Consider the following 22,527-nt stretch of genomic DNA (forward strand, 5'->3'; position numbering starts at 1 on the left):
TTGCTGGGAAAAGCAGCAAACCTCGCAGGTCACCGAATCGAGTGACTCCGCGGTCAGTTGCTCAGGTTCTTGATCATGTCGGTGAAGGCGTCACCCGCCGTGAACACGAACACCAAGCTCACCGTGACCAGCAGACCGAGCACGGCCAGCATCGCGACGACCACCTTGAAGTTGCTGCGGCGCTGCTCGACCGGGGCGTCATACCAGCCCTGGGCCAGGATGTGGCCGGTCAGCGAACCGGAGTTCTCCAGCGGGTCGGAAACCGGCATCGTCATGTCGCTCGGATTGCCCGTCATGCTCGGCGTGCCGCCGATCGACGGGTAGCCGCCGGTGCTGTAGACGGTCCCCTGCCCGCGCTGCTGCGGCACACCGCCGGCCACCGGATCCACCGGGGTGGTCGGCGAACCCCAGGACGGGGCCCCGTGCGGGTTGGAAGATCCGTGGTGAACCGGCTGCGTCATGTCGATGTTCTCCGGCGGGGAGGAGTGGCCCGGATTCGGTTTGCCATACGTCGTCGGCGGCAGGCCGGCCGGACCGGCAGTTGGCGGCAGCGTATAGGCGGGCAGGCCACTTCCGATGACCGGGGGCGGCGGAACGATCGGCGGCACCGGACCCGGCACGGGGCTCGGGCTCGGCGGTCCGGGCACCGGGCTCGGCCCGGGGCCGGGCGGAACTGGGCTGGGACCGGGGCCGGGCGGCACGGGGTCAGGGCCCGGACCAGGCGGAACAGGGCTCGGGCCGGGGCCGGGCGGCACCGGGCCCGGCGGGACCGGGTTGGGGCTGGGCCCTGGCCCGGGCGGCACCGGGCCCGGTGGCACCGGGGCGGGCGGAACCGGGCTGGGGCCCGGACCCGGTGGGGTCGGGCTGGGACCCGGACCCGGTGGCGCCGGGCTGGGGCCGGGACCCGGTGGGGTCGGGCTGGGGCCGGGGCCGGGTGGCACCGGGGACGGGCCGGGCTCCGGAGCCGGGGTCGGGAACGGGCCCGGTGGCTCCGGGAAGGGCGGCGGCTTGATCGGCTCGGGGTGACCCGGCTCCGGCTCACCGGGCTTGGGCTCACCCGGCCTGGTCGGCGCGGGATGCGGTGGCGCCGGGTGGGGCTTCGGCTCGGATGGCTCGGGCTCTGTGGGTTCCGGCTTGCCCGGCTCAGGCTTGCCCGGCTCAGGCTTGCCCGGTTCGGGCTTACCCGGTTCCGGCTTGCTGGGCTCCGGCTCAGTCGGTTCCGGTTCGGGCTTGGTCGGGGACGGCTTCTCCGGTTCCGGCTGCGGGTCGGAGGCCTGGTGGGGAGCGCCGTAGACGGTGGGCCGGCCGGCGGCGTGCACCTCGCCGCCGTCAGGGCGGAGAGCCCCGGGCACCGCCGCGCGCGCCGCACCGGAACCGGGGGCGGCGGAAACCGGCCGGGCGGAGCCGGCGTGGTTGGTGCCGGACGCCTTCGACAGTGAGATCTCCCCGGAGACCGCCGCCTTGCTGGATGCCGGGACCGAAGCTTTACCCGAGGTGGGGACCGTGGCCTTGCCTGCGACGACGGCCGGCGCGCTGGAAACCGGAGCGGAGGCGGTCGCCTTCGCGCTCACCGACTTGCCATCGGCATCGCTGCTACCGACAGCTTTGCTGTCACCGGTGGCGCTGTTGTCGCCGACAGCATTGCTGTTACGGGCCGCGCTGCTGTTATCGACGGCATCGCTGTTACCGGCCGCGCTGCTGTTACTGGCGGCGCTGTTGCTGGCAGCATTGCTGTTACGGGCCACGCTGCTGTTACCGGCCGCATCGTTGTTAGCAGCGGCATCATCGGCCTCGTCGGAGCTGCCGGCCGTGCCGGTGTTGATCTTCTCGGCAGAGTTGGTCTTGTCCGCGCCGGGCTTGCCGTTGGCCTCGGCATCGACGGCGCTGGCATTGCCGTTCAACTCGGCATCGACGGCGTTGGCCTTGCCGATGGGCTCGGCTGCGTCGGGGTCGGCCGTGTCGTTCGGGCCGGGCTTGTCGGTCTTGTCACTGCCGTTGAAGCTGATTTTGTCCGCGTCCACCGTGGCGGTGCCGCCGCTGCCGTTCGAGCCGATCCTGTCGGCACTGCCGTCTGCGCTGTTCTTGGCGGTTGCCAGGTCGGCGCTGCCGTTCGGGCTGCTGGCGGTGCTTGTGGTGTCGGCGCTGCCGTCTGCGGTGCTTGCCGTGTCGGCGCTGCCGTTCGGGCTGTTGGCGATGGTTGCGGTGTCGGCGTTGCCGTTGGGGCTGTTCTTGCCGGCGTTGCCGTCGGAGGCTGCCTTGACGGTGCTCTTCCCGTCGGCGTCCGCATCGGTGGCGGGCTCGTCGGAGTGCGCGGTCGAGCCGTTCGTGGTTGTGGCCGGATCGGTGACGCTCGGAGCGGCCCACAGCGTGCCGGGGGCAGGCGGTGGAGGTGGCGTGTAACCGTCACCGTCGTTGGCGGGCGGCCGCGCGGCGGACGGCGTACCGGAGTCGCCGTCCCGCGTCGCCTGCTGCTCGTCCATGTGGGTCCTCCCGACCACCGCTGCCGACGGTTCGGACGCCGGGCGCTGCATTAACGGTGCCACATCAGCCGGTGTGAACACACCCGGCACCAGGCTCAGCCGGTGACCTACCGGTGCCTGAGGGGCATGTGGCCGTTTCGGCTAATTTTTCCCGACGTCTTATTACCCGATTTCGGGACTAATCGTTACTCGATTGGGGATCGGGCGAAGCGGACGCCGAGGGCGACTTGGACGTTGCCGGTGACTTCGAGGCCGCCGGTGACTTCGTCGCCGCGGACGAGGAGGCGGTCGACGACTCCACCGCGTTCGCGGAGGACGTGGTACCGCTCGGCGCCTTGGAGGTCGTCGAGGAGGACGGGTTGGTGGTCGGCTTGTCCGACGTCTCCTGCGGCGCCGGCGTCGGGCTCGGCGACGACGCGGACGGCGTGGCAGACGCCGACGGCTTCGGGCTCGCCGACGACGAACTCGGGCTCGCGCTCGGGGAGGTCGGCGAGGACGACGACGAGGACGACGGCTGGCCGCTGGGGCTGGTCGGGCTGGTCGGTGACGTCGGTGAGGTCGGCGGCTTGGTCCGGGGCGGGGTGCGGCTCGGCGTCGGTGACGGCGGTGCCGGCGTCGTACGCGTGGGGTTGGGGTTGGTGCCCGGCTCCTCCGGATCGGGGGTGCCGAGGTCGGGAAGCTCGCCCTCGCCCTCGACCGAGCCGAACACTCGGGTGGACTGGAACAGGCGGGTCCAGCGCACGGGCACGAGCCGGACGTTGAGACCGGTCCGCGGGGCCTCGACCATCATGCCGTTACCCGCGTACATCGCGACGTGGTGAATGCCGGTCCAGCTGTTGGAGGAGCTGAAGAACAGCAGGTCCCCCGGGAGCAGCGAGTAGCGGTCCACCACCTTGTTGCGGGTCTGGTAGTACTGATCGCGGGACACCCGGACCAGGGGGAACCCGACCGAGCGGTAAGCCGCGTACATCAGGCCGGAGCAGTCGTACTGATCCGGGCCTTCCTCGGACCAGACGTAGGGGTCACCGCGCTGCGCGAGGGCGAATTCGAGGGCCTGGATGGCCTTCGGGTCGGCGCTGCGGCCGCCCGCCTCGCCCTGCAGATATTCCGCGCCGAGCTGCTGGTCGGCGGCGGTCTCGGTGCTCTCCGCGGCGCTCAGCTCAGCCGAGTGCTTCTGCTCGAGTTTCTGCTGGGCGGCCTGCTTCTGGACCATCTGGGTGTTGAGCTGGGTCCAGCGGGCGGCCATCGTCGTGTACTGCTGGCTGGCGGTGGCCTGCTCGGCGCGGGCGAGCAGCAGGCTCTCCTCGGCGGCCTTCAACCGGCGGGCGGCGCCCTCGTCCGGCGCGACGTCACCGCGCTGCAGGCGGGAGAGCGCGTCGAGGTCGAGGAGGCCGGAGTCGGAGGAGAGCGCGCCGGGCGGCAGCGCGGCAGCCTGGCGAACGGCGGCGTCCGCGGCCGCGGCCACGTCTTCTTTCGCCAGCCGGATCGCTTCCTCAGCCTGGGTGATCTTCTGAGCGGCGGTGGTCGACTGGGTCTGGGCGAGATCGCGCTCCTGACCGATCCGGATCAGCTCGTCGCCGAGCGCGGCGATCTCGGCACGGCCCCGCTCGACCTGCTGGACGATCGGGCTCACGATGGCGCCGGCGGTCGTCAGGGGTGTCGTGGTGGAGGTGGGGCTGGCCGGCGCACCGGGGAGAACGAGGTTGCCGGTCTGCACCGGGCGGGCGCCCGCGTCGGGGACCGAAGGCGGGGCGGCGGCGGGCGGAGCGGTCGGCGTGGCCATCGCCGGAATGGGCTGGAGCAGGGCAGCAAGCGCCACCGCCGTGGCCGTCGAGATCGTGAAGGGACGTAGCCACGTTCGTGCCCGGGGCGTGTGGTTCGGTGAACCGTACCGCAGTGCCTTGGACATGAGCTCCCCGTCCGCGTCGGTCCGGACCGTCGCTTGTCGTTCCTAAAGGTTCATACCCCACGCGGAGTACCGGTGTCGATCGAATGAAGGTGAAAGGACGCTGAGAATTTTTCGACTTACGGGTGCCGCGGATTACCCCGGAGCCCGCCGCGTGTCCGATGTCAGACCCGGGACGTACTCTCGACGGCGAGGTGACGGGAAGGGGCGCACATGGACGCCGGGCTGAAGCGTGAGCTCGAAGCGAAGGTCTATGCCGGTGAGCGGCTGACCCGCGAGGACGGCATCGCGCTCTACGAGTCGGACGACCTGGCGTGGCTCGGCCGGCTGGCCCACCACAAGCGCACCGAGATGAACGGTGACCGGGTGATGTTCAACGTCAACCGCCACCTCAACCTCACCAACGTCTGCGCCGCCAGCTGTGCCTACTGCTCCTTCCAGCGCAAGCCGGGGGAGAAGGACGCCTACACGATGCGCATCGACGAGGCCGTCCGTAAGGCCAAGGAGATGGAGGACGAGCAGCTCACCGAGTTGCACATTGTCAACGGCCTGCACCCCACGCTGCCCTGGCGCTACTACCCGAAGGTTCTGCGCGAGCTGAAAGCGGCGCTGCCCAACGTCAAGCTCAAGTGCTTCACCGCCACCGAGGTCCAGTGGTTCGAGAAGATCAGTGGCCTGCCCGCCAGCGAGGTGCTGGACGAGCTGATGGACGCCGGTCTGGAGTCGCTGACCGGCGGCGGCGCCGAGATCTTCGACTGGGAGGTCCGGCAGCACATCGTCGACCACAACTGCCACTGGGAAGACTGGTCGCGGATCCACCGGCTCGCCCATGAGAAAGGCATGAAGACGCCGGCCACGATGCTCTACGGGCACATCGAGGAGCCGCGGCACCGGGTCGACCACGTCATGCGCCTGCGTGAGCTGCAGGACGAGACCGGCGGCTTCGCCGTCTTCATCCCGCTGCGCTATCAGCACGACTTCGTCGACTCGCAGGACGGCAAGATCCGGAACCGGATCCAGGCCCGCACCACGATGGCGGCGCCGGCCGAGTCGCTGAAGACCTTCGCCGTCTCCCGGCTGATGTTCGACAACGTGCCGCACGTGAAGTGCTTCTGGGTCATGCACGGCCTGTCGGTCGCCCAGCTCTCACTGAACTTCGGTGCCGACGACCTGGACGGTTCGGTGGTGGAGTACAAGATCACCCACGACGCCGACTCGTACGGCACGCCCAACACCATGCACCGCGACGACCTGCTCCACCTCATCTGGGACGCGGGTTTCCAGCCGGTCGAGCGCAACACGCGTTACGAGGTCGTCCGGGAGTATGAGAAGGCGCCCTCGCTGGCCGACCGCCGCAGCGAACCGCAGCAGGTCTGGGCCTGACGGCTTTCAGGTGGTGATGACGTGACCCAGCAGAGAAACGTGCGCGGCCTGCGCCGGGACGCCCGTGGGCGCCTCGAGACCATCGGTGACCTGCTGGGTTCCGCGTTCGCCGGTCTGGCGGCCGGCCTCGCCGTCCTGCTGATCTTCGAGGCGGTGATGTCGCTGACCGGCTTCGGCTCGTTCGGCGACACGAACGGCTGGCTCGCGCTGATCCTGCCGGTGTGGCTCTTCACCGAGGAGTTCCGGGCCGAGGGCTTCGGCGCGCACCGCCTGCTGGTGGCCGGCCTCGGCGGCGGTTTCGGTGTCGCCGCCGGCATGACAGCCGCCGGCCTCATCGCCGGTTTCGTCCCCGCCCTGGTCAGCGGCGCGGCCGGCGCCGCTACCGGTACCGTCGTGTATTGCCTGGTCTGGTTTTATGGTCTGAGGTGGCTGAGCCACCGGGCCGGCTGAGGGAGAGAAGACATGAGCGCCGCCGTCAAGTACACGCTGGGCCGTCTGGGCCTGTTCGCGGCCGCCTTCACCGCGCTCCTGCCCGTTCCGCTGAACCCACTGGTCAAGCTGATGGTCGCCTTCGTCGCCTCAGCTGCCCTCTCCTTCCTCGTGCTGCGCAAGTGGCGCGACGAGATGGCCGAGCAGCTCGGCTCGATCGCCTCCCGCCGCGCCGCCGAGAAGGAGCGCCTCCGCTCCGCCCTCGCCGGCGACGAGTCAGCAGCCGCCGCCGGCGACCGCGTCACGGCAGCCGACGCCGACGAGCCGGCAGCCACCCCCGACCAGACCTTGAAGGGCCGCGCCTGACCCGCAGGCCCGTCTCCCCGCGCGGCCTCCAACCGCCGCTGCTCCGGAGCGGTGGAGGTTTGCAGGTCTTGCGGGCTCTGCAGGGGGACGTTGAGGTGCGGATCGTGCTACTCGGGTGAGGGAACCCGACGGCCGTGGGTTAGCGTTTCAAGGACCGCGCCGCAGCGAAGCCGGTGTGAAACCGGAGCTGTCCCGCAACTGTGATCCCTCCGATCGTGAGGTCTAGCCAGGTCGCCTGGGCGTCGGTCGCGATAAAGCGCTCTCGGGGAGGGGCGCCTCGCGGGCGGCGGGCCGAGAGTGGCCCCTGTCGGCGAAGCACCACATGCCCGGCCGACAGGAGGAATCGTGAAACGTCTGCTCACCGCCGCGGTGCTGGCCACCGCTCTGCTGACCGGTGGCTGTGCCGGGGACAACCAGGAACCGAGCACCAGCACTTCCAGCGGCGGGGCCGGTTCGGCGTACCCGGTCACGGTGGGAACCGTGACCCTGGATGCCCGGCCGGAGAAGATCGTGTCGTTGAGCCCGACCGCCACCGAGATGCTCTTCGCGGTCGGCGCGGGGGCGCAGGTCACCGCCGTCGACGACCAGTCGAACTATCCGGCGGAGGCGCCCAAGACCGACCTCTCCGGGTTCAAGCCGAACGCTGAGGCGATCGCGGCGAAGGACCCGGACCTGGTGCTGCTCTCCAACGACACCGACAACATCGTGGCTCAGCTGGGCAAACTCAAGATTCCGGTGTATCTGACGCCGGCGGCGGCCACGCTGGAGGACACCTACCGGGAGATCCGGGAGATCGGCACGCTCACCGGGCACCAGGCCGAGGCGGAGAAGGTCAACGCCGAGATGGCTGCGAAGATCGACGGGATCGTCAAGTCGGTGCCGGCCCGGAGCAAGCCGCTCAGCTACTTCCACGAGCTCAGCCCGGACCTTTACACGGCCACCTCGAAGACCTACATCGGCTCGGTGTTCTCGCTGTTCGGCATGACCAACGTCGCGGACAGCGCCGATCCGGACGGCGCCCTCGGCGGATATCCGCAGATGGCGCAGGAGGCCCTGGTCAAGGCGAACCCGGACACGGTGTTCCTGGCCGACACCAAGTGCTGCCAGCAGTCCGCCGCGACGGTCAAGGCGCGTGACGGCTGGGCGTCGGTGACCGCGGTGCAGAAGGGGCAGATCTACCCGCTCGACGACGACATCGCGTCGCGCTGGGGTCCCCGCACGGTTGATCTTGTGCAGGCCGTCGCCGACGCGGTGAGCGGGATCCCGGCATGATCCTTCGCCGCGGCGCGGCGGAGGGCGATGCGGCCAAGACCGGCGCGGCGGAAGGCGGCGCGGCCAAGACCGGCGCGGCGGAAGGTGGCGCGGCCAAGACCGGCGCGGCGGAGAGCGGCGCGGCCGAGGCCGGTGCGGCGCGGAGCAGTGCCGCCGTGACCAATGCTTTGAGCAGTGGCGCGCGGGGGAGCAGCAGGCGGCCGAGGCGCGCCGGCCTGCGGCCGGCCTGGCTCGCCGCCGGCATCCTGGCGGTGCTGCTCGCGACGCTCGCCGGCCTCGCCTTCGGCTCGGTCTCACTGCCCCCCGCCGGCGTCGCGGCGGAGGTCCTCAACCTGCTTCCCGGGGTACGGCTGGACAGCGGCCTCACCGAACGGGAAGCCTCGATCCTGCTCCAGCTACGGCTGCCGCGGGTGGTGCTGGGCCTCCTGGTCGGCGCGATGCTGGCCCTGGCCGGCGCCGCGTATCAGGGTGCGTTCCGCAACCCGCTGGCCGACCCGCATCTGATCGGTGTGGCGGCCGGCGCCGGGCTCGGCGTGACCGTGGTGATCGTGCTGCGGGCCGGGTCCACGGCCGAGTTGCCGATCGGCGTGCCGGTGGCGGCGTTCGCCGGCGCGATCCTGGCGGTGCTGCTGACCGGTCTGCTCGGTGCCGCGGGCGGCCGGGGCCGGTCGACGGCGACGCTGATCCTGGCGGGTGTCGCGGTGTCGGCGTTCCTCTCCGCGGCGCAGACATATCTGCTGCAACGGGACGTGGAGTCGCTGCGCGAGGTCTATTCGTGGCTGCTCGGCCGGCTGGCCACCGCCGGCTGGCACGACGTGCTGGTGATCCTGCCGTACGCGGTGATCACCGCCGCGATCGTGCTGACCCGGCGCCGCGAGCTGGACGTGCTGACCGTCGGTGACGCGGAGGCGATCAGCCTGGGCCTGCATCCGCAGCGGAGCCGCTACCTGCTGATCATCGCGGCGTCGCTGGGCACCGCGGCCGCGGTGTCGGTGTCCGGGCTGATCGGCTTCGTGGGGATCATCGTGCCGCACACGATCCGGCTGCTGACCGGGCCCAGCTACCGGTCGCTGCTGCCGCTGTCGTTGCTGTTCGGCGCCGCTTTCCTGGTGTTGACCGACCTGCTGGCGCGGACCGCCGGCGGCGACGCGGAGATCCCGATCGGCGTGGTCACCGCGTTCCTCGGGGCGCCCTTCTTCATCCTGGTGATGCGGACCAGCCGGGCGGTGCCGACATGACGATCCGGGTCGAGGGGCTGACGGTGCGGCTCGACGGCACCCTGATCGTCGACGGTGTCGACCTGGACGTGGCGGACGGCGAGTGGGTGACCGTGATCGGTCCGAACGGCGCCGGCAAGTCGACGGCGCTGCGGGCGATCGGCGGGCTGCTGCCGTTCGACGGTTCGATCCTGCTGCACGGCACCCCGGTGGATCGGATGCCGCGGCGGGAACGGGCGAAGGCGATCGCCACCGTGATGCAGTCGCCGGTGGTTCCGCCGGCGATGCGGGTCTTCGACTACGTGCTGCTGGGCCGTACGCCGTACATCCCGCCGCTGGGCCGTGAGTCGGCCGCCGACCTGGAGGTGGTCGACGAGGTCCTGGCCGCCCTGGACCTGACGCCGTTCGCCGGCCGCCGCCTGGACACGCTCTCCGGCGGGGAGCGGCAGCGGGTGTTCCTGGCCCGGGCGCTCGCGCAGGGCGCCGGCATCCTGCTGCTCGACGAGCCGACCAGCGCGCTGGACATCGGCCACCAGCAGGAGGTGCTGGAACTCGTCGACCGGCTGCGCGCGGAACGCGGCCTGACGGTCCTCGCCACCATGCACGATCTCTCCACCGCCGGCGAGTACGCCGACCGCATGGTCCTGCTCGCCGGTGGCCGGGTGGTCGCCGCCGGCGCCCCGACCGAGGTGCTCACCGAGGCGAACCTGGCCGAGCACTACCGGGTGAAGGTCCGCGTCATCGAAGGTGATCATGGACCGCTGGTGGTCGCGGTCCGACTTTAGAGCGAACCCGAACGGCAACCGGTCTGCACTCCGAGGATCCGGAAAAGGCCCGAACGGAAGGGCATGACGGACACGATGGTGGTGGAGCTCGGACTGCAGGCCATGAGCATCGCGGCGAAGCTGTCGGCGCCGGTGCTGCTGACCGCTCTGGCGGTCGGATTCGCGATCTCGCTGTTCCAGTCGGTGACCCAGATCCAGGAGGCGACGCTCTCGTTCGTCCCGAAGGCGGTGGCGATCGGTGCGGCGTTGCTGCTCACCGGAAACTGGATGTTGCGGGAGATGATGACGTACACGACGCAGCTGTTCGAAAAGCTGCCCACGCTGCTCGGATGAGCGCCGGAAAGCAAAAGGCCGCCCACTGGGCGGCCTTTTCCCGTTACGCCCCGGCGAGGATCGCGAACGTGGCGCCCTGCGGATCCTCCAGCACCGCATAGCGGCCCACCGCGATCGTGGTCGGCGGGCTGACGATCCGCCCGCCCAGCGCGCACGCGTGATCCGATGCGATGTCGCAGTCGCCGACCGCGAAGTACACCAGCCAGTACGGCGGCTGATCATCCGGCCAGGCGCTGCCGATCATCGGCTGGAATCCGGCGACCGGGGCATGGTCGCGGTCGCAGATCACATAGGGCAGGCCGCCGACCTGGGTGTCGCGAAACGTCCAGCCGAACACCGTGCCGTAGAACCCCTTGGCCCCCTCCAGATCACGGGTGTTCAGCTCGGCCCAGGTGAGCGCGCCGGGCAGGTCGAAGACCTCGGCGCCGCGCATCATCCCGGCTTCCCACACGCTGAACGGCGCGCCGGCCGGGTCCAGGAACGCGGCCATCCGCCCCTGGTCCATCACGTCGAAGGGCGGGACCAGCACCTTTCCACCGGCGACCGCCACCCGGGCGGCGACCGCGTCGGCGTCGTCGGCGGCCACATAGGTGCTCCAGGCGGTCGGCTGCCCCTCGCCGAACAGCGGTCCGGCGCCGGCGACCGGCAGGCCGCTGAGCAGAAACGTCGTGTACCCACCGAAGTCGTCGCCGGAGATCTCGGCGGTCCAGCCGAACAGGGCGGTGTAGAAACGGATCGCGTCCTCGAGATCGGCGGTGGCCAGATCCACCCAGTTCGGCACGCCGGGCAACGGAACGGTCATGCGTCGCATCGTTGCATTCCCATGCCTGTCACTGAATGAAACTGTCATTGTTCTAGCCGAACCGGCGACCCTCGTCCCTCCGGTAGGCCCACACCGCCAGCGCGCCGAACAATCCGGTCCACGCGATCAGGGCCAGCAGCGAGCCGGGTTCGAGCGGATAGTCACCGACCGCCGCCCACATCAGCCGCACCGCGCCGCCGGTCGGCAGATAGGGCGCGAGGTCCTCGACGAACCCGGGTGCGCCGCCGGGCGGCGTCATCAGCCCACCGCCGAACGCCAGCGGCAGGAACAGCACCTGCGCGACGACGATCGCGGCCTTCTGCGGCAGCGAATAGCCGATGGCGAGGCCCATCAGGATGAAGGGGATCGAGATCGCTGCCGTCGCCAGGACCGCCGCGAGGAAGGCGGGCGCGGAGACGCTCGCCTCGGTGAAGAAGGTGGCGATCACGACGACCGGGGCCAGGGCCACGGCCATCATCGCCAGGCCGGTCAGGATGCGGCCGGCGAACCGGGGCGCCGCGCCGGCCGGCAGGGTGCGCACGAACGGATCCCACGGTTGCGCGCGGTCCTCCGAGACGCCGATGCCGTACTGGAAGAGGTTGGTGCTCATCACCGCGAACGTCACCATCGACGCGGTCGCATAGGTCGCGTAGACCGGCTCGTGACCGACGAACGGCACCACGAAGGCGAGCATCGACGCGGCCGGCCAGAACGCGCTGCCGATGACCGCGATCGGGATCCGGAACAACTCGATGATCTGGAACTTGGCGTGGGTCAGGGCGAGCGACGACATGACGGCTCCGATCAGGTTGCAGCCGGCGTGCGGGTCAGGGCCAGGAAGGCCTCCTCGAGCGAGGTGGGGCGCACCTCCAGGTCACGGAACGGCACGTCATGCGCGACCAGCGCGCGGACCAGCCGGTCCGCGTCCGCGGTGAGCAGATGCAGGCGATCATCGGCACGCTCCACACTCACCAGACCTTCAAGATCAGGCAACGGTACGGCTGACGTCAGGCTGACCCGGCGCATCCCGACCAGTCCGCGCACCGCGGTCACGCTGTCGTCGGCGAGCACCCGGCCGTTCGCCAGCACCACCACCCGTTGGGCCAGTGCCTCGATCTCCTCCAGATAGTGGCTGGTCAGCACGACGGTGCCGCCCTCGGCGTGGAAGGCGCGCACACCGTCCCACAGGGCGCGGCGGGCCTCGACGTCCAGGCCGGTGGTCGGCTCGTCGAGGAACACGATCTCGGGGCGGCCGGTGAACGCCAGCGCAACCGCGAGGCGGCGCCGCTGACCGCCGGACAGGCCACCGGTCTGCCGCCGGACCAGGCCGGTCAGGCCGAACCGCTCCAGCAACTCGTCCCTGGTCAGCGGATTCGGGTAGTGCGCTCGTACGAAATCGATGACCTCGCCGACGCGAAGCGAGGCGGGCAGGCCGGTCTCCTGCGGGGTGACGCCGAGCGTGCGCCGGCTGGCCGCGTCGCGCGGGTCGCCGCCGCAGAGCTCGACCCGCCCCGATGTCGGCCGGCGAATGCCGATCAGGAGGTTGACCAGGGTGCTCTTGCCCGCGCCGTTGGGCCCGAGCAGGCCGACCAGCTCACCGGCACGCACCCGCAGGTCGACGCCGTCGAGTGCGAGGGTGTTGCCGTAGCGGCGGGTGACGTTCTCGGCACGTGCCTGAATCATGGGGTCCCTCCCGGGGGAAGCAGGCTGCGCAGTGCGGTGACGTACTCCTCGAAGGCGAACCGGCCGCGCCGGGTGAGCCGGACCAGCGTGGCCGGGGTGCGGCCGCGGTGGGTCTTGGTGACCTCGACATAGCCGGCGTCCTCGAGCTTGCGGAGGTGGACCGAGAGGTTGCCGGCGGTCATCCGCAGGATCTCCTGCAGCCGGGGGAAGGCGATCCGGTCCGGCTCGTTGAGCTGGGAGAGCGCGGAGACCACCCGCAGGCGGGCCTGGGCGTGGATGACCGGGTCGAGGTCCGGCAGTGTCTCGTCGCTCATCGCCACCGCAACCAGCCGACCAGCCCGGCGACCAGCAGCCCGCCGCCACCGGCGACGGCGATGACGAGCGCGTGCCAGCCCGGTCCGAGGAGGACACCGATGACGTTGACACCGCTGATCCAGGCGCCGAGCACGAACATGTCCCGGTCGTTCCAGACCGCGGCGCCGGCCATGTAGAGAGCGCCGACCAGCGCGACCATGCCGCCGCCCCAGAGGATGCCCAGCGTCTCCTCCGGGGGCACCTGGCTGAGCCGCGCGAAGATGACGGAGAGCGCGGTGAAGCTGATCGACCAGGCAAAACCGTACATCGCGGCCTGCCGGCTGGTCGGGCCGGCGACCTGCCGGCCGGAACGGAAACCGACGACGCCGGTGATGATCCCGGCGATGATCACCGAGCCGGCCTGGACCGTCGGGGGCAGCCAGGCGGGCACGTCGGCGAGGACCCGGCCGTCCGGGCCGTAGCGCAGGAAGAGCAGGCCCGACCCGATCAGCCAGGCGAGGCCCCACGGCCAGTACATCCACCGGGGGTCGGGGGTCAGCTCGCGCTCGAGGTTGGCCCGCTCACGCTCGATCAGGCGCAGCGCCTCGGCCGGATCCTCAAAGGAGGATTCGTCGTTGATCGATGCCATCTTTCGACTTTACAGCGCAAAGTCAAAGAACTTTGTGCCATAAAGTTGGCGACGTGGCAGATCTGATCTATCGAGCGGCGAGAGCGGACGAGCTTGCCGCGGTCCTGGCGTTCTGGCAGGTGGCGGCGGAGAACGACAGCCGGCCGGCGGACACCACGGCGGCTGTCGAGGCGCTGCACCGGCGAGACCCGGGGGCGCTGATCCTGGCGGTCGACGGCGACGAGATCGTCGGCACGGTGATCGCCGGGTGGGACGGCTGGCGCTGCCATCTCTACCGGCTCGCGGTGGCCCCGTGGCGGCGCCGCGAGGGCATCGGCGGCCGGCTGATCGCCGCGGCCGAGGGCCGCTTCACCGACTTCGGGGGTACGCGCGCCGACGCCATGGTCCTCGACGAGAACGAGGCGGCACACGGCATCTGGGCCGCCCAGGGATACGGCCGGCAGCCGGAGTGGTCCCGCTGGGTGAAGCCGCTCCCGCCCGCCACCGGTTATCCACAGCCTGGCGAGCCCGGCTGTGGATAACCGGTTGGGTCAGTGGCCCAGGGCGGTGAGGGCCGCGCGCACCTGGCCGAGCGGGTCCGGGCCGAAGGGGCGCAGCACCACCGTGTTCACCCCGGCGTCGGTCAGCGTGCGCACCTTCGCCGGGACCTCCGAGGCCGGGCCGACCAGGGCGAACACCTCCTCCGGGGACACACCCAGGAAGCCCGCCTGACCGGCTAGCGCCTCGCGGCTGGTCGCCGCGGCGCGCTCTGCGTCGTCGTCGATGTGCAGGAAGGTGAAGCCGATCACCTCGTGGTCCTCGGCCGCGCCGCCGCGGCGGATGTGGCCGATCGACTCGGTGAGCTGGGCCGGGCTCAGGCCCTCGACCAGGATGGTGCCGTCCGCGGACCGGCCGGACAGCTCCAGCGACCGTGGGCGCACCACACCGGTGACGACCGGCGGGACCACCCGCGGCGGGTGCACCAGGCGGATCCCGTCGAGGTGGATCTCCCGGCCGTCGACGCTGACGGTCTCGCCGCGCAGCAGCCGGCGGACCGCGGTCACGGTCTCCTCCAGCATGGCCAGCGCTGATTTCGGAGCGACGCCGACCTGGCGCATCCACTCGGCCACGCCGTGCCCGAGACCGGCCACCACCCGGCCGGGATGGACCCGGGCCAGAGTGGCGATCTCCATCGCGTACAGCGCGGGGCTGCGCAGCGGGGCCGGCGCGATGCCGATGCCGACCCGCAGCCGGGAGGTCGCGGCCAGGGCGATCGCGGCGGCGCTGACGCCGCCGTTCCAGCCCAGGTCCTCCACCACCCACAGGTCGTCGGCGCCGGCCAGCTCCAGCGCCCGGGCGAAACCGGGAAGCTCTTCAGGGGAAATGTCGCGGTCGAACATCACTCCGATACGGGGCATCAAGCGATCTTAAGCGGTTCAGGCAGCGGCCGGGCGTGCAGAACGGAAAGCCTGGTCACGGCTCGGGTGAGCACCACGTAGAGGCGGTTCAGGCCCTTCGGTTCGGCGGCCACGATGTCGGCCGGCTCGTGGACGATGACATGGTCGTACTCCAGGCCCTTGACGACCGTGGCGGGCACCACCGTGACCCGCGCTTCGGAGTCGACGTCGTCGGGCGTCGCGTGCTCGATGCCGGCCGCGGTGAGATGCGAGCGCAGCCGCTCGACCGCGGCGTCCGCCGCGATCACCGCGACCGAACCCTCATGTCCCAGCGCGGCGGTCACCTCGGCCAGGGTCCGGGCGTCCAGGTCGTCCGGCTCGGGCACCTCGACGACGGCGAGATCGCCGTCGCGGCGCAGCGACACGGCCTCCGGCACGTTCACGCCGAGCGCCGGCAGCAGGCGGTTGGCCAGGGTCACCACCGCTTCCGGTACGCGAAAACCGACCGTCAACGGTACGACCGAAGCGTCCGGCTTACCGAGATGACCGAGGATCTCCCGCCAGTCGGTGGTGGCCCACGGCGCGGTGCCCTGGGCCAGGTCACCGAGGAGCGTGACCGACCCGTGCTCGCTGCGCCGGGCCAGGGCCCGCGCCTGCATGGGGGACAGATCCTGCGCCTCGTCGACGACGACGTGACCGAAACTGGTCTCTCGCTCCAGCAGCCCGGCCGCCTCGTCGAGCAGCAGCAGATCGGCCGTGCTGAACTTCGCGGACTTCACCGTCTTCGGCGGCTTCACCCAGCGGATCGCCTCCTGTTCCGCCTCGGTGAGGATGCCGTCGGCCACCGAGGGGTCGGTGAGCACGCTCACCACCAGGGCCTCCGGCGTGACGGCCGGCCAGCTCTCCTCCAGGAACGCGGTCACCGGGGCGACCTTGCTCATCCTGCGCAGCCACGGGTCGCTCGGCGAGTTGCCGGTGCGGTACTCCGACTGGCGCTGCAACAGGCCGACCACACGGGCCAGGACCCGCTCCCGGCCGACCGCATAGGGCAGGCCCTCGCGGCGGGCCTCGTCGACGATCCGGCGCAGCGGCTCGGTGTCGATCCGCCATCGGTACGACCCGTCGGACACCATGATCGGTTCGGTGGGTTTGCGCAGCCGGCCCCACAGCGCCTTGCGGAGCACGTCGGCCATGCGTACGTCATGTTTGATCGCTGTCGCCGCCGCCGTGTCGACGGCCCGGACCGGCACCCGGCTGATCATCTCGTCCAGGGTGGACTGCTGCACCTCGACCTCGCCGAGGGTCGGCAGCACCGCCGAGATGTACGACAGGAAAGCCGTGTTCGGCCCGACGATCAGCACCCCCGAGCGGCGCAACCGCTCCCGGTGCAGGTAGAGCAGATAGGCGGCGCGGTGCAGGCCGACCGCGGTCTTCCCGGTGCCGGGCGCGCCCTGCACGCAGATCGAGTCGGCCAGCTCGGCCCGGACCAGCTCGTCCTGCTCCGGCTGGATGGTGGCGACGATGTCCCGCATCGGCCCGACGCGGGGCCGCTCGATCTCGGCGGTCAGGATCCGGCTCTTCGTCCCCAGCTCCTCGCCGCGGTCCAGGTGCTCGTCCTCGAAGCTGGTCAGCTCGCCCTTGACGAACCCGAACCGGCGCCGGGTGGCGACGCCCTGCGGGTCCCGGACGCTGGCCCGGTAGAAGCTGCGCGACAGCGGCGCCCGCCAGTCCAGCACCATCGGCTCACCGGCGTCGTCGGTGACGTGCCGGCGCCCGACGTGGTAGGCGGACTCCTCGATGTCGAGGCGCCCGAAGAAGAGCGGCGTGTCCGGGTCGTCGGCCAGCTCCTTGACCCGGCGGGCCATGTGCCGGCCCAGTTGTTCGGCGGTGTAGGCGTCACCGGCCACCTTGTCGCCGGTGGCGAAGAGCGACTCGGCCCGGTCGCGCATCCGGCGCAGCGCGGCCCGGGACTCGGTGAGGTGGCGACGTTCGGCGGTGAGTTCGGTGTCCAGGTCAGAAGCGGGCACGGGTCATCCCCAACAAGGCTGATCACGGCTGCTTGCTCGCGTATCCGAAAGGCGGGTCGGCCGCCCTCGGCGCGGGGACGTCCGCTGCGGTGCATGCTCACCACGGCCGTCAAGCGGCCCTCCACGCTACGGAAGCCCCCATCGGTCCGCCACCGATTTATCGCCGCCGCGGCCGGCCCCGCTGATCCGATGCTGCTGTGCCCGCGCCGCCCGGAAACAATGAGGGCATGAGTGAGCTGTCGCAGGGGCGGGTCTCCGATGCGCGGACGATGCGGGCGCTGGCGCATCCGGCGCGGATCGAGATCGTGGAGCATCTGAGTTCGACCGGGGCGGCGGTGACGGCGACCGAGTGTGCCGAGCTGGTCGGGCTCTCGCCCAGCGCAACCAGCTATCACCTGCGCGAGCTCGCCAAGTACGGGCTGGTCGAGCAGGCGCCCAGCCGGGGTGACGGGCGGGAGCGGCTGTGGCGCAGCGCCAACGCCAGCCTGTGGATCGAGAGTGACGTGGAGCAGCCGGAGGCGGTGGCGGCGGAGCGGGCGCTGATCGACCTCTATCTGACCCGTGACCAGAACCGCCTGCGGGACTGGGTCGGCCGGCAGGCGCACGAGCCGCAGGAGTGGCGGGAGTCGGCCGCGATGATGGGGCAGCATCTGCTGGTCACGGCCGAGGAGCTGGCCGCGATCAGCCAGCAGGTGCGGGCGCTGATGGAGCCCTACCGGATGCGGGAGCGGCGGGGGACGGCGCCGGAGGGTTCGCGCGAGGTCGTCGTGCAGTACGCGGCTTTCCCGAAGGTCTGAGGGGCTTGCCTCAGCAGATGTGAAGGAATACTTTCGAAGTATGTCCTTCACATCTGCTGAGTCGCGCTGGGCGGACGTCCGGCTCGCCGCCGCCGGACGGGCGATCTCGGTCTGCGGAGACCTGCTGGCCGCCACCACGCTCGCCCTGGTGCTCCAGGAGGCCGGCCACGGCGGGTTTGCGGTGTCCGGACTGCTCGTGGCGGCCAGCCTTCCGATCACCCTGCTCGCGGCACCCGCCGGGCGGCTCGTGGACCGGGCGGACAGCCGTACGCTGCTGGTGGTCGTGGGTCTCGCCCAGGCCGCCGTGTGCCTGGCGCTCGCCTTCGTCACCCAGCCGGTGTTGATCGTGGCGCTGGTCGCGCTGCTCTCCTGCGGCCTCGCCGTCACGCAGCCGACGCTCTCCGCCCTGCTGCCGGGGATGGTGCGCAGCGCCGACCTGGCCAGGGCGAGCGGCCTCGTGCAGACCGCCGGGCTGGTCGGCATGCTGATCGCCCCGGCCCTGGCCGGGGTCCTGGTCGGGCAGATGGGCGCCCGCGTGCCGTTGCTGCTGGACGCTGCCAGCTATCTCGCGCTGGTGGCGGTCGGCCTGCTGATCCGCACCCGGCGCGGCAACAAGCCCGCGCCGCAGGTCGATGACGTGACCTTCCGCCTGCGCGCCGACCGGGAGCTCATGGTGATGACGGTCGCGGTCGCGGCGGTCGTCGCCGGGGTGAACGCGATCAACGTCTTCGAGGTGTTCTTCATCCGCGAGACGCTCGGCGCCTCCACCACGGTCTACGGCTTCGTGATGGCGTCCTGGGCGGTCGGGATGCTGATCGGCGGGCTGGGCTTCGCGCGGGTCCCGCGCCGGCTGATCTCCGTTCGGATGGTTCTGGTGCTGCTCACCGGCTCCTGCCTGGCCGTGGTCGCCGCCGCGACCGCATCGGCGGCCGGGTGGCTGATCCCGCTCTGGATCGTCGGTGGCATCGCGAACGGCGCGCTCAACGTCTGCACCACGGTGACGATCGCGAGCCGGGTGCCGGCCGAGGCGCACGGGCGGGCGTTCTCGGTCTACGGCGCGGCGGTGCAGGGCGCCGGGTTGTTCGGCCTGATCGTGGCCGGTCCGCTGGCCGAGCAGTTCGAGCCGCGGGTGCTGGTCGCGGGCGCCGGTGCGATGGGCCTGCTGGCCGCGCTCGCCTGCGTGCCGCTGGTGCGACGTGAGCCACCCGTGACGCCGCCGACCGGCCATCGCGGGGAGATCCTGGATAACGTCGCAGGATGAGCGACAGCGTCCGTCGGCCCCGGGTCGGGCACATCCAGTTCCTCAACTGCCTCCCGATCTACTGGGGTCTGATGCGCTCGGGCGCTCTGCTCGACGTCGATCTGCACAAGGACACCCCGGAGCGGCTCAGCGCCGCCCTCGTCGCGGGCGATCTGGACATCGGGCCGATCACCCTGGTGGAGTACCTGCGGCACGCCGACGAGCTCCTGCTGCTGCCCGACCTGGCGGTCGGCAGCGACGGCCCGGTCCTCTCGGTCAATCTGATCTCGACCCGGCCTGCGGCCGAGCTCGACGGGCGGCCGGTCGCGCTCGGTTCCACCTCGCGGACCGGCGTGCTGCTCGCGCAGATGCTCCTTGCGGAGAGGTACGGCGCGGAGCCCGAGTATTTCCGCTGCCCACCCGACCTGTCCCAGATGCTGCAGGAGGCCGACGCCGGTGTGCTCATCGGCGACCCCGCGCTGCGGGCGATGTATGAGGCGCCGGCCCGCGGGCTGCTGGTGATCGACCTGGCCGAGGCCTGGAAGGAGTGGACCGGCCTGCCGATGGTGTTCGCCGTCTGGGCGGTCCGCAAGGAGTTCGCCGCCGCCCACCCCGGCCTGGTCAAGGACGTGCACGAGGCGTTCCAGCGCTCCCGTGACCTCTGCCTCGGCGAGCTCGACGAGGTCGCGGAGGCCGCCGCCCGGTGGGAGCCGTTCGACGCGGCCACCCTCGCCAACTATTTCCGGGCGCTGGACTTCTCGCTGGGTGAGCGGCAGGTGGCCGGGGTGCGGGAATTCGCCCGCCGTGCTGCTGATCGGGGTGAAGTGCCCCCGTTGCCCGCTGCGGGCCTGCTTTTCGCCGACGTTTGATCTTCCGGGTGGGCGGGCCTTACGATCCTCGGACTTTCCCGCATTCCCGAAGTCGGTGACCATGCGTCTGCGCGCTTTGTTCCGCCGTCTCGCCGTGCCCGCCGTCGCCGGAAGCCTCGCGCTGACCGGCCTGGCCATGCCCGCCGAGGCTGCCGATCCTGACGAACTCGAACTGTCGATCATCGGCGTTCTGGGCCCGGAGACGGTGACCGTCATCAACGGTCAATCGAAGACGGTTAAATTCGACCTTTTCAACTTCAGCAATCGGGTCGTCAAGAACGCCGTCCTCCATTTCGGCACGGCCGGAAAGCCGGTCGCCGCGGACCTCGGATTCACCGCGCCGGCCGGATGCCAGGCCACGAAGTGCGAGCTGGCCGACTTCAAGCCGGGTGAGCAGCGCAGCATGACGTTCACGCTGAAGCCGGCGGCGCCCGCCGGGGCCTCCCCGGCGACGATGCTGGACCTGTCCACCAGCATCCCCGGCGGGGAGAGCGACGAGACCTCGATCACCGTGGTGCGGACCACCAAGGGTGGTGTCGACCTGGAGATGGGCGACATCAAAGACCTGAAGCTGGGCCGGGGCCAGACCGCGGACGTGCCGTTCACCGTCAGCAACGTCGGCAACCAGGCCATCGAGGCGCTCGGCCTGCTGGTCCTGCCGGTCGCCGGTGGCGTGGAGCCGGTGCTGAAATACCGCAACTGCCAGGCCGACCCGGAGTTCGGCGGCCTGATGTGCGTCTTCAACGAGCCGGTCGCGGGCGGCGGCACCTTCGCCCTGCCCGAGTCGAGCCCGCTGCGGATCAAGGTTCCGGCAGACGCCCCCGGCCCCTACGACTACCCGGTCTTCGTCGCGGCGGTCGGGCTGACCGACAAGTTCGTGCTCGACTTCGCCGCGAAGAGCGCCGCCGCCAAGGGCGCGGAGCTGAAACTGGAGGCGCTCAGCACCGCCGCGGAGGAGCCGAAGGAGGCCGAGGACCTCAACCCGGACGACAACCTCACCGACTTCACCGTCTCGGTGCCCAAGTCGTCCGCGGACAGCGCCGCCGTCGGCGGGGCCTTCACCGGCGCGATCGGCGACACCAGCACCGTGAAGGTCGGCCTGCGCAACCACGGTCCGACCGGCACCGTCCCGATGCCGCTGATGAGCCCCGAGGGCCTGCTCTACGTCCAGGTCCGGCTGCCCGCCGGGATCCTGGTGAGCGAGGCCGACGGGCGGTGCATGCCGGGCACCTCACCCACCGACATCGACTACGGCACCACGGTGCCGTTCACCGGCCGGGACTGGGTCTGCCTGGTGCTGGAGAGCGTCGGCAAGGGTGAGCAGGACCTGTTCGGCTTCACCGGCGAGATCGTCGAGGTCGACGAGGGTGAGCAGAAGGCCGGCCGGGTCACCGTCCACGGCGGGGTGCAGGACTCGAAGAGCGGCAACGACAAGGCCGCCCTCACCGTCGAGCTGACCGGCGGCGGATCGGGCGGTGGGCTGCCGATCACCGGCGCGCCGGCCGGGCTGGTCGCGGGCGGGGGAGCGGTGCTGCTGGTGGCGGGGCTTCTCGCGTACCGGATGGCGCGTCGCCGCCGGATCGTCACCGTCGTCGAGTGACCGTCGTATGACCGGGGCCAGGTGCGCGTGAGCGCACCTGGCCCCGAGTCGTCTCAGCTGCCCAGCAGCTCGTCCAGCGCGGCGACGTCGGCCGCGCTGAGCTCCCAGGACGCCGCCGCCACGTTGGCCTGCACCTGCTCGGCGCTGGTGGCTCCGGCGATCACGCTGGTCACCGCGGGACGGGCGGCCAGGCCGGCGATCGCCACGTCCAGCAGGCTGTGCCCGCGCTCCCGGCCGAACGCGGTGAGCGCCTCGATGGTGTCCCAGTCGGCGTCGTCCAGCCACGACCGGTAGCGGTCCTGCGCCATCCGGGTGCCGGCGGACGGCTGCTCGCCGCGCCGGTACTTGCCGGTGAGCAGGCCGGAGTCGAGCGGGAAGAACGGCAGCAGCCCGAGGCCGAACTGCTCGCACGCCGGGACCACCTCGGTCTCCACCTCGCGGTGCAGCAGGCTGTAGCGGTTCTGCGCGCTGATGAAGCGGGTCAGCCCGCTGGTCCGGGCGGTCCAGTCCGCGTCGGCGATCTGCCAGCCGGCGAAGTTGGAGTTGCCCAGGTAGCGCACCTTGCCGGAGCGGACCAGGTCGTCCAGCGCGGCCAGGGTCTCGTCGATCGGGGTGGCCGGGTCCGGCTCGTGCATCTGGTAGAGGTCGATGTAATCGGTCTCCAGCCGGCGCAGCGACGCCTCGACCGCCCGGACGACGTAGCGCCGGGAACCGCGGGCGCCGAAGTCGCGGCCGTTGAGGCCCTCCATGTTCATGCCGAACTTGGTGGCCAGCACGACCTCGTCACGCCGGCCCTTGAGCGCGGCGCCGAGCAGCTCCTCCGAGGTGCCGTGCGGGGTGCCGTAGATGTCGGCGGTGTCGAAAAGTGTGATGCCGGCGTCCAGCGCGGCGTCGACGACCTCGCGGGTGCCTTCGGCGTCGAGTTTGCGACCGAAGTTGTTGCAGCCGATGCCGACCACGGACACCACGAGGCCCGAGTCGCCCAGGCGGCGGTAGCTCATCTCACTCATGTTCCGACC

The 22,527-nt window shown here is 71.1% G+C and carries 22 protein-coding genes; 12 read left to right on the plus strand and 10 right to left on the minus strand.

Annotated features, from left to right (window positions below; translation table 11 throughout):
* Nucleotides 1-53: 53 nt before the first annotated feature.
* Both AB0F81_RS02435 and AB0F81_RS02440 read right to left on the minus strand, forming a co-directional pair.
* Nucleotides 54-2,561 (minus strand): hypothetical protein, encoded by a 2,508-nt coding sequence (locus AB0F81_RS02435; protein ID WP_360189659.1) that lies wholly within the window; start codon nt 2,559-2,561, stop codon nt 54-56.
* A 97-nt stretch (nt 2,562-2,658) separates the two neighbouring features.
* Nucleotides 2,659-4,389, minus strand: coding sequence for a C40 family peptidase (locus AB0F81_RS02440; protein ID WP_360189661.1), 1,731 nt, complete (start codon nt 4,387-4,389; stop codon nt 2,659-2,661).
* A gap of 210 nt (nt 4,390-4,599) precedes the next feature.
* Here AB0F81_RS02440 and mqnE point away from each other — a divergent pair, with 210 nt between their 5' ends.
* From mqnE to fliQ, 7 genes are all read left to right on the plus strand, one after another.
* Nucleotides 4,600-5,769 (plus strand): aminofutalosine synthase MqnE, encoded by a 1,170-nt coding sequence (gene mqnE / locus AB0F81_RS02445; protein ID WP_360189664.1) that lies wholly within the window; start codon nt 4,600-4,602, stop codon nt 5,767-5,769.
* A 21-nt stretch (nt 5,770-5,790) separates the two neighbouring features.
* Nucleotides 5,791-6,219, plus strand: coding sequence for a hypothetical protein (locus tag AB0F81_RS02450; protein WP_360189667.1), 429 nt, complete (start codon nt 5,791-5,793; stop codon nt 6,217-6,219).
* 12 nt (nt 6,220-6,231) lie between these two features.
* A complete protein-coding gene (locus tag AB0F81_RS02455; RefSeq protein WP_360189670.1) occupies nt 6,232-6,564 on the plus strand; it encodes a DUF4229 domain-containing protein in 333 nt (110 codons plus the stop codon).
* 345 nt (nt 6,565-6,909) lie between these two features.
* Nucleotides 6,910-7,836: an ABC transporter substrate-binding protein gene (locus AB0F81_RS02460; RefSeq protein WP_360189672.1), complete on the plus strand. Its 927-nt coding sequence runs from the start codon at nt 6,910-6,912 to the stop codon at nt 7,834-7,836.
* Nucleotides 7,833-9,074 (plus strand): iron ABC transporter permease, encoded by a 1,242-nt coding sequence (locus tag AB0F81_RS02465; protein ID WP_360189675.1) that lies wholly within the window; start codon nt 7,833-7,835, stop codon nt 9,072-9,074. The genes AB0F81_RS02460 and AB0F81_RS02465 overlap by 4 nt, the downstream gene beginning before the upstream one ends.
* Nucleotides 9,071-9,838, plus strand: a complete 768-nt coding sequence (locus AB0F81_RS02470; protein ID WP_360189677.1) for an ABC transporter ATP-binding protein — start codon at nt 9,071-9,073, stop codon at nt 9,836-9,838. The genes AB0F81_RS02465 and AB0F81_RS02470 overlap by 4 nt, the downstream gene beginning before the upstream one ends.
* A gap of 63 nt (nt 9,839-9,901) precedes the next feature.
* Complete coding sequence (fliQ, locus tag AB0F81_RS02475; protein ID WP_360189680.1) at nt 9,902-10,171, plus strand: flagellar biosynthesis protein FliQ; 270 nt, start codon at nt 9,902-9,904, stop codon at nt 10,169-10,171.
* Between the two features lie 43 nt (nt 10,172-10,214).
* Here fliQ and AB0F81_RS02480 read toward each other — a convergent pair whose 3' ends face one another.
* From AB0F81_RS02480 to AB0F81_RS02500, 5 genes are read right to left on the minus strand one after another with little or no spacing between them, the layout of a single operon-like run.
* Nucleotides 10,215-10,973: a VOC family protein gene (locus AB0F81_RS02480; RefSeq protein ID WP_360189683.1), complete on the minus strand. Its 759-nt coding sequence runs from the start codon at nt 10,971-10,973 to the stop codon at nt 10,215-10,217.
* A 52-nt stretch (nt 10,974-11,025) separates the two neighbouring features.
* Nucleotides 11,026-11,766: an ABC transporter permease gene (locus tag AB0F81_RS02485; RefSeq protein WP_360189686.1), complete on the minus strand. Its 741-nt coding sequence runs from the start codon at nt 11,764-11,766 to the stop codon at nt 11,026-11,028.
* 11 nt (nt 11,767-11,777) lie between these two features.
* Nucleotides 11,778-12,656, minus strand: a complete 879-nt coding sequence (locus AB0F81_RS02490) for an ABC transporter ATP-binding protein (protein WP_360189689.1) — start codon at nt 12,654-12,656, stop codon at nt 11,778-11,780.
* Nucleotides 12,653-12,970 carry a transcriptional regulator gene (locus tag AB0F81_RS02495; protein WP_360189692.1) on the minus strand — a complete coding sequence of 106 codons (318 nt, stop codon included), beginning with the start codon at nt 12,968-12,970 and terminating at the stop codon, nt 12,653-12,655. The genes AB0F81_RS02490 and AB0F81_RS02495 overlap by 4 nt, the downstream gene beginning before the upstream one ends.
* Nucleotides 12,967-13,599 carry a transporter gene (locus AB0F81_RS02500; RefSeq protein ID WP_360189694.1) on the minus strand — a complete coding sequence of 211 codons (633 nt, stop codon included), beginning with the start codon at nt 13,597-13,599 and terminating at the stop codon, nt 12,967-12,969. The genes AB0F81_RS02495 and AB0F81_RS02500 overlap by 4 nt, the downstream gene beginning before the upstream one ends.
* A gap of 53 nt (nt 13,600-13,652) precedes the next feature.
* Between AB0F81_RS02500 and AB0F81_RS02505 the strand changes: the two genes are divergently transcribed.
* Nucleotides 13,653-14,120 carry a GNAT family N-acetyltransferase gene (locus tag AB0F81_RS02505; RefSeq protein ID WP_360189697.1) on the plus strand — a complete coding sequence of 156 codons (468 nt, stop codon included), beginning with the start codon at nt 13,653-13,655 and terminating at the stop codon, nt 14,118-14,120.
* A 9-nt stretch (nt 14,121-14,129) separates the two neighbouring features.
* Here AB0F81_RS02505 and AB0F81_RS02510 read toward each other — a convergent pair whose 3' ends face one another.
* Nucleotides 14,130-14,996, minus strand: coding sequence for an LLM class flavin-dependent oxidoreductase (locus tag AB0F81_RS02510; RefSeq protein ID WP_360189700.1), 867 nt, complete (start codon nt 14,994-14,996; stop codon nt 14,130-14,132).
* The gene (locus tag AB0F81_RS02515; RefSeq protein WP_360189703.1) at nt 14,996-17,002 is read right to left on the minus strand and encodes an AAA family ATPase; all 2,007 of its coding nucleotides are present in this window, start codon (nt 17,000-17,002) and stop codon (nt 14,996-14,998) included. Before AB0F81_RS02515 ends, AB0F81_RS02510 begins: the two co-directional genes overlap by 1 nt.
* Before the next feature lie 227 nt (nt 17,003-17,229).
* Here AB0F81_RS02515 and AB0F81_RS02520 point away from each other — a divergent pair, with 227 nt between their 5' ends.
* The 4 genes from AB0F81_RS02520 (at nt 17,230) to AB0F81_RS02535 (ending at nt 21,508) form a co-directional block, all read left to right on the plus strand.
* Nucleotides 17,230-17,799, plus strand: coding sequence for a helix-turn-helix domain-containing protein (locus AB0F81_RS02520; RefSeq protein ID WP_360189706.1), 570 nt, complete (start codon nt 17,230-17,232; stop codon nt 17,797-17,799).
* A 40-nt stretch (nt 17,800-17,839) separates the two neighbouring features.
* Complete coding sequence (locus AB0F81_RS02525; RefSeq protein WP_360189708.1) at nt 17,840-19,060, plus strand: MFS transporter; 1,221 nt, start codon at nt 17,840-17,842, stop codon at nt 19,058-19,060.
* Nucleotides 19,057-19,908 (plus strand): menaquinone biosynthesis protein, encoded by an 852-nt coding sequence (locus tag AB0F81_RS02530; protein WP_360189711.1) that lies wholly within the window; start codon nt 19,057-19,059, stop codon nt 19,906-19,908. The genes AB0F81_RS02525 and AB0F81_RS02530 overlap by 4 nt, the downstream gene beginning before the upstream one ends.
* Nucleotides 19,909-19,969: 61 nt before the next feature.
* Nucleotides 19,970-21,508: a hypothetical protein gene (locus AB0F81_RS02535; protein ID WP_360189714.1), complete on the plus strand. Its 1,539-nt coding sequence runs from the start codon at nt 19,970-19,972 to the stop codon at nt 21,506-21,508.
* 53 nt (nt 21,509-21,561) lie between these two features.
* On the opposite strand, the gene AB0F81_RS02540 is transcribed toward AB0F81_RS02535, so the two are convergent.
* A complete protein-coding gene (locus AB0F81_RS02540) occupies nt 21,562-22,518 on the minus strand; it encodes an aldo/keto reductase (RefSeq protein ID WP_360189716.1) in 957 nt (318 codons plus the stop codon).
* Between the last annotated feature and the right edge of the window lie 9 nt (nt 22,519-22,527).

The sequence above is a fragment of the Actinoplanes sp. NPDC024001 genome (assembly GCF_040638955.1).
Taxonomy (GTDB): Bacteria; Actinomycetota; Actinomycetes; order Mycobacteriales; family Micromonosporaceae; genus Actinoplanes.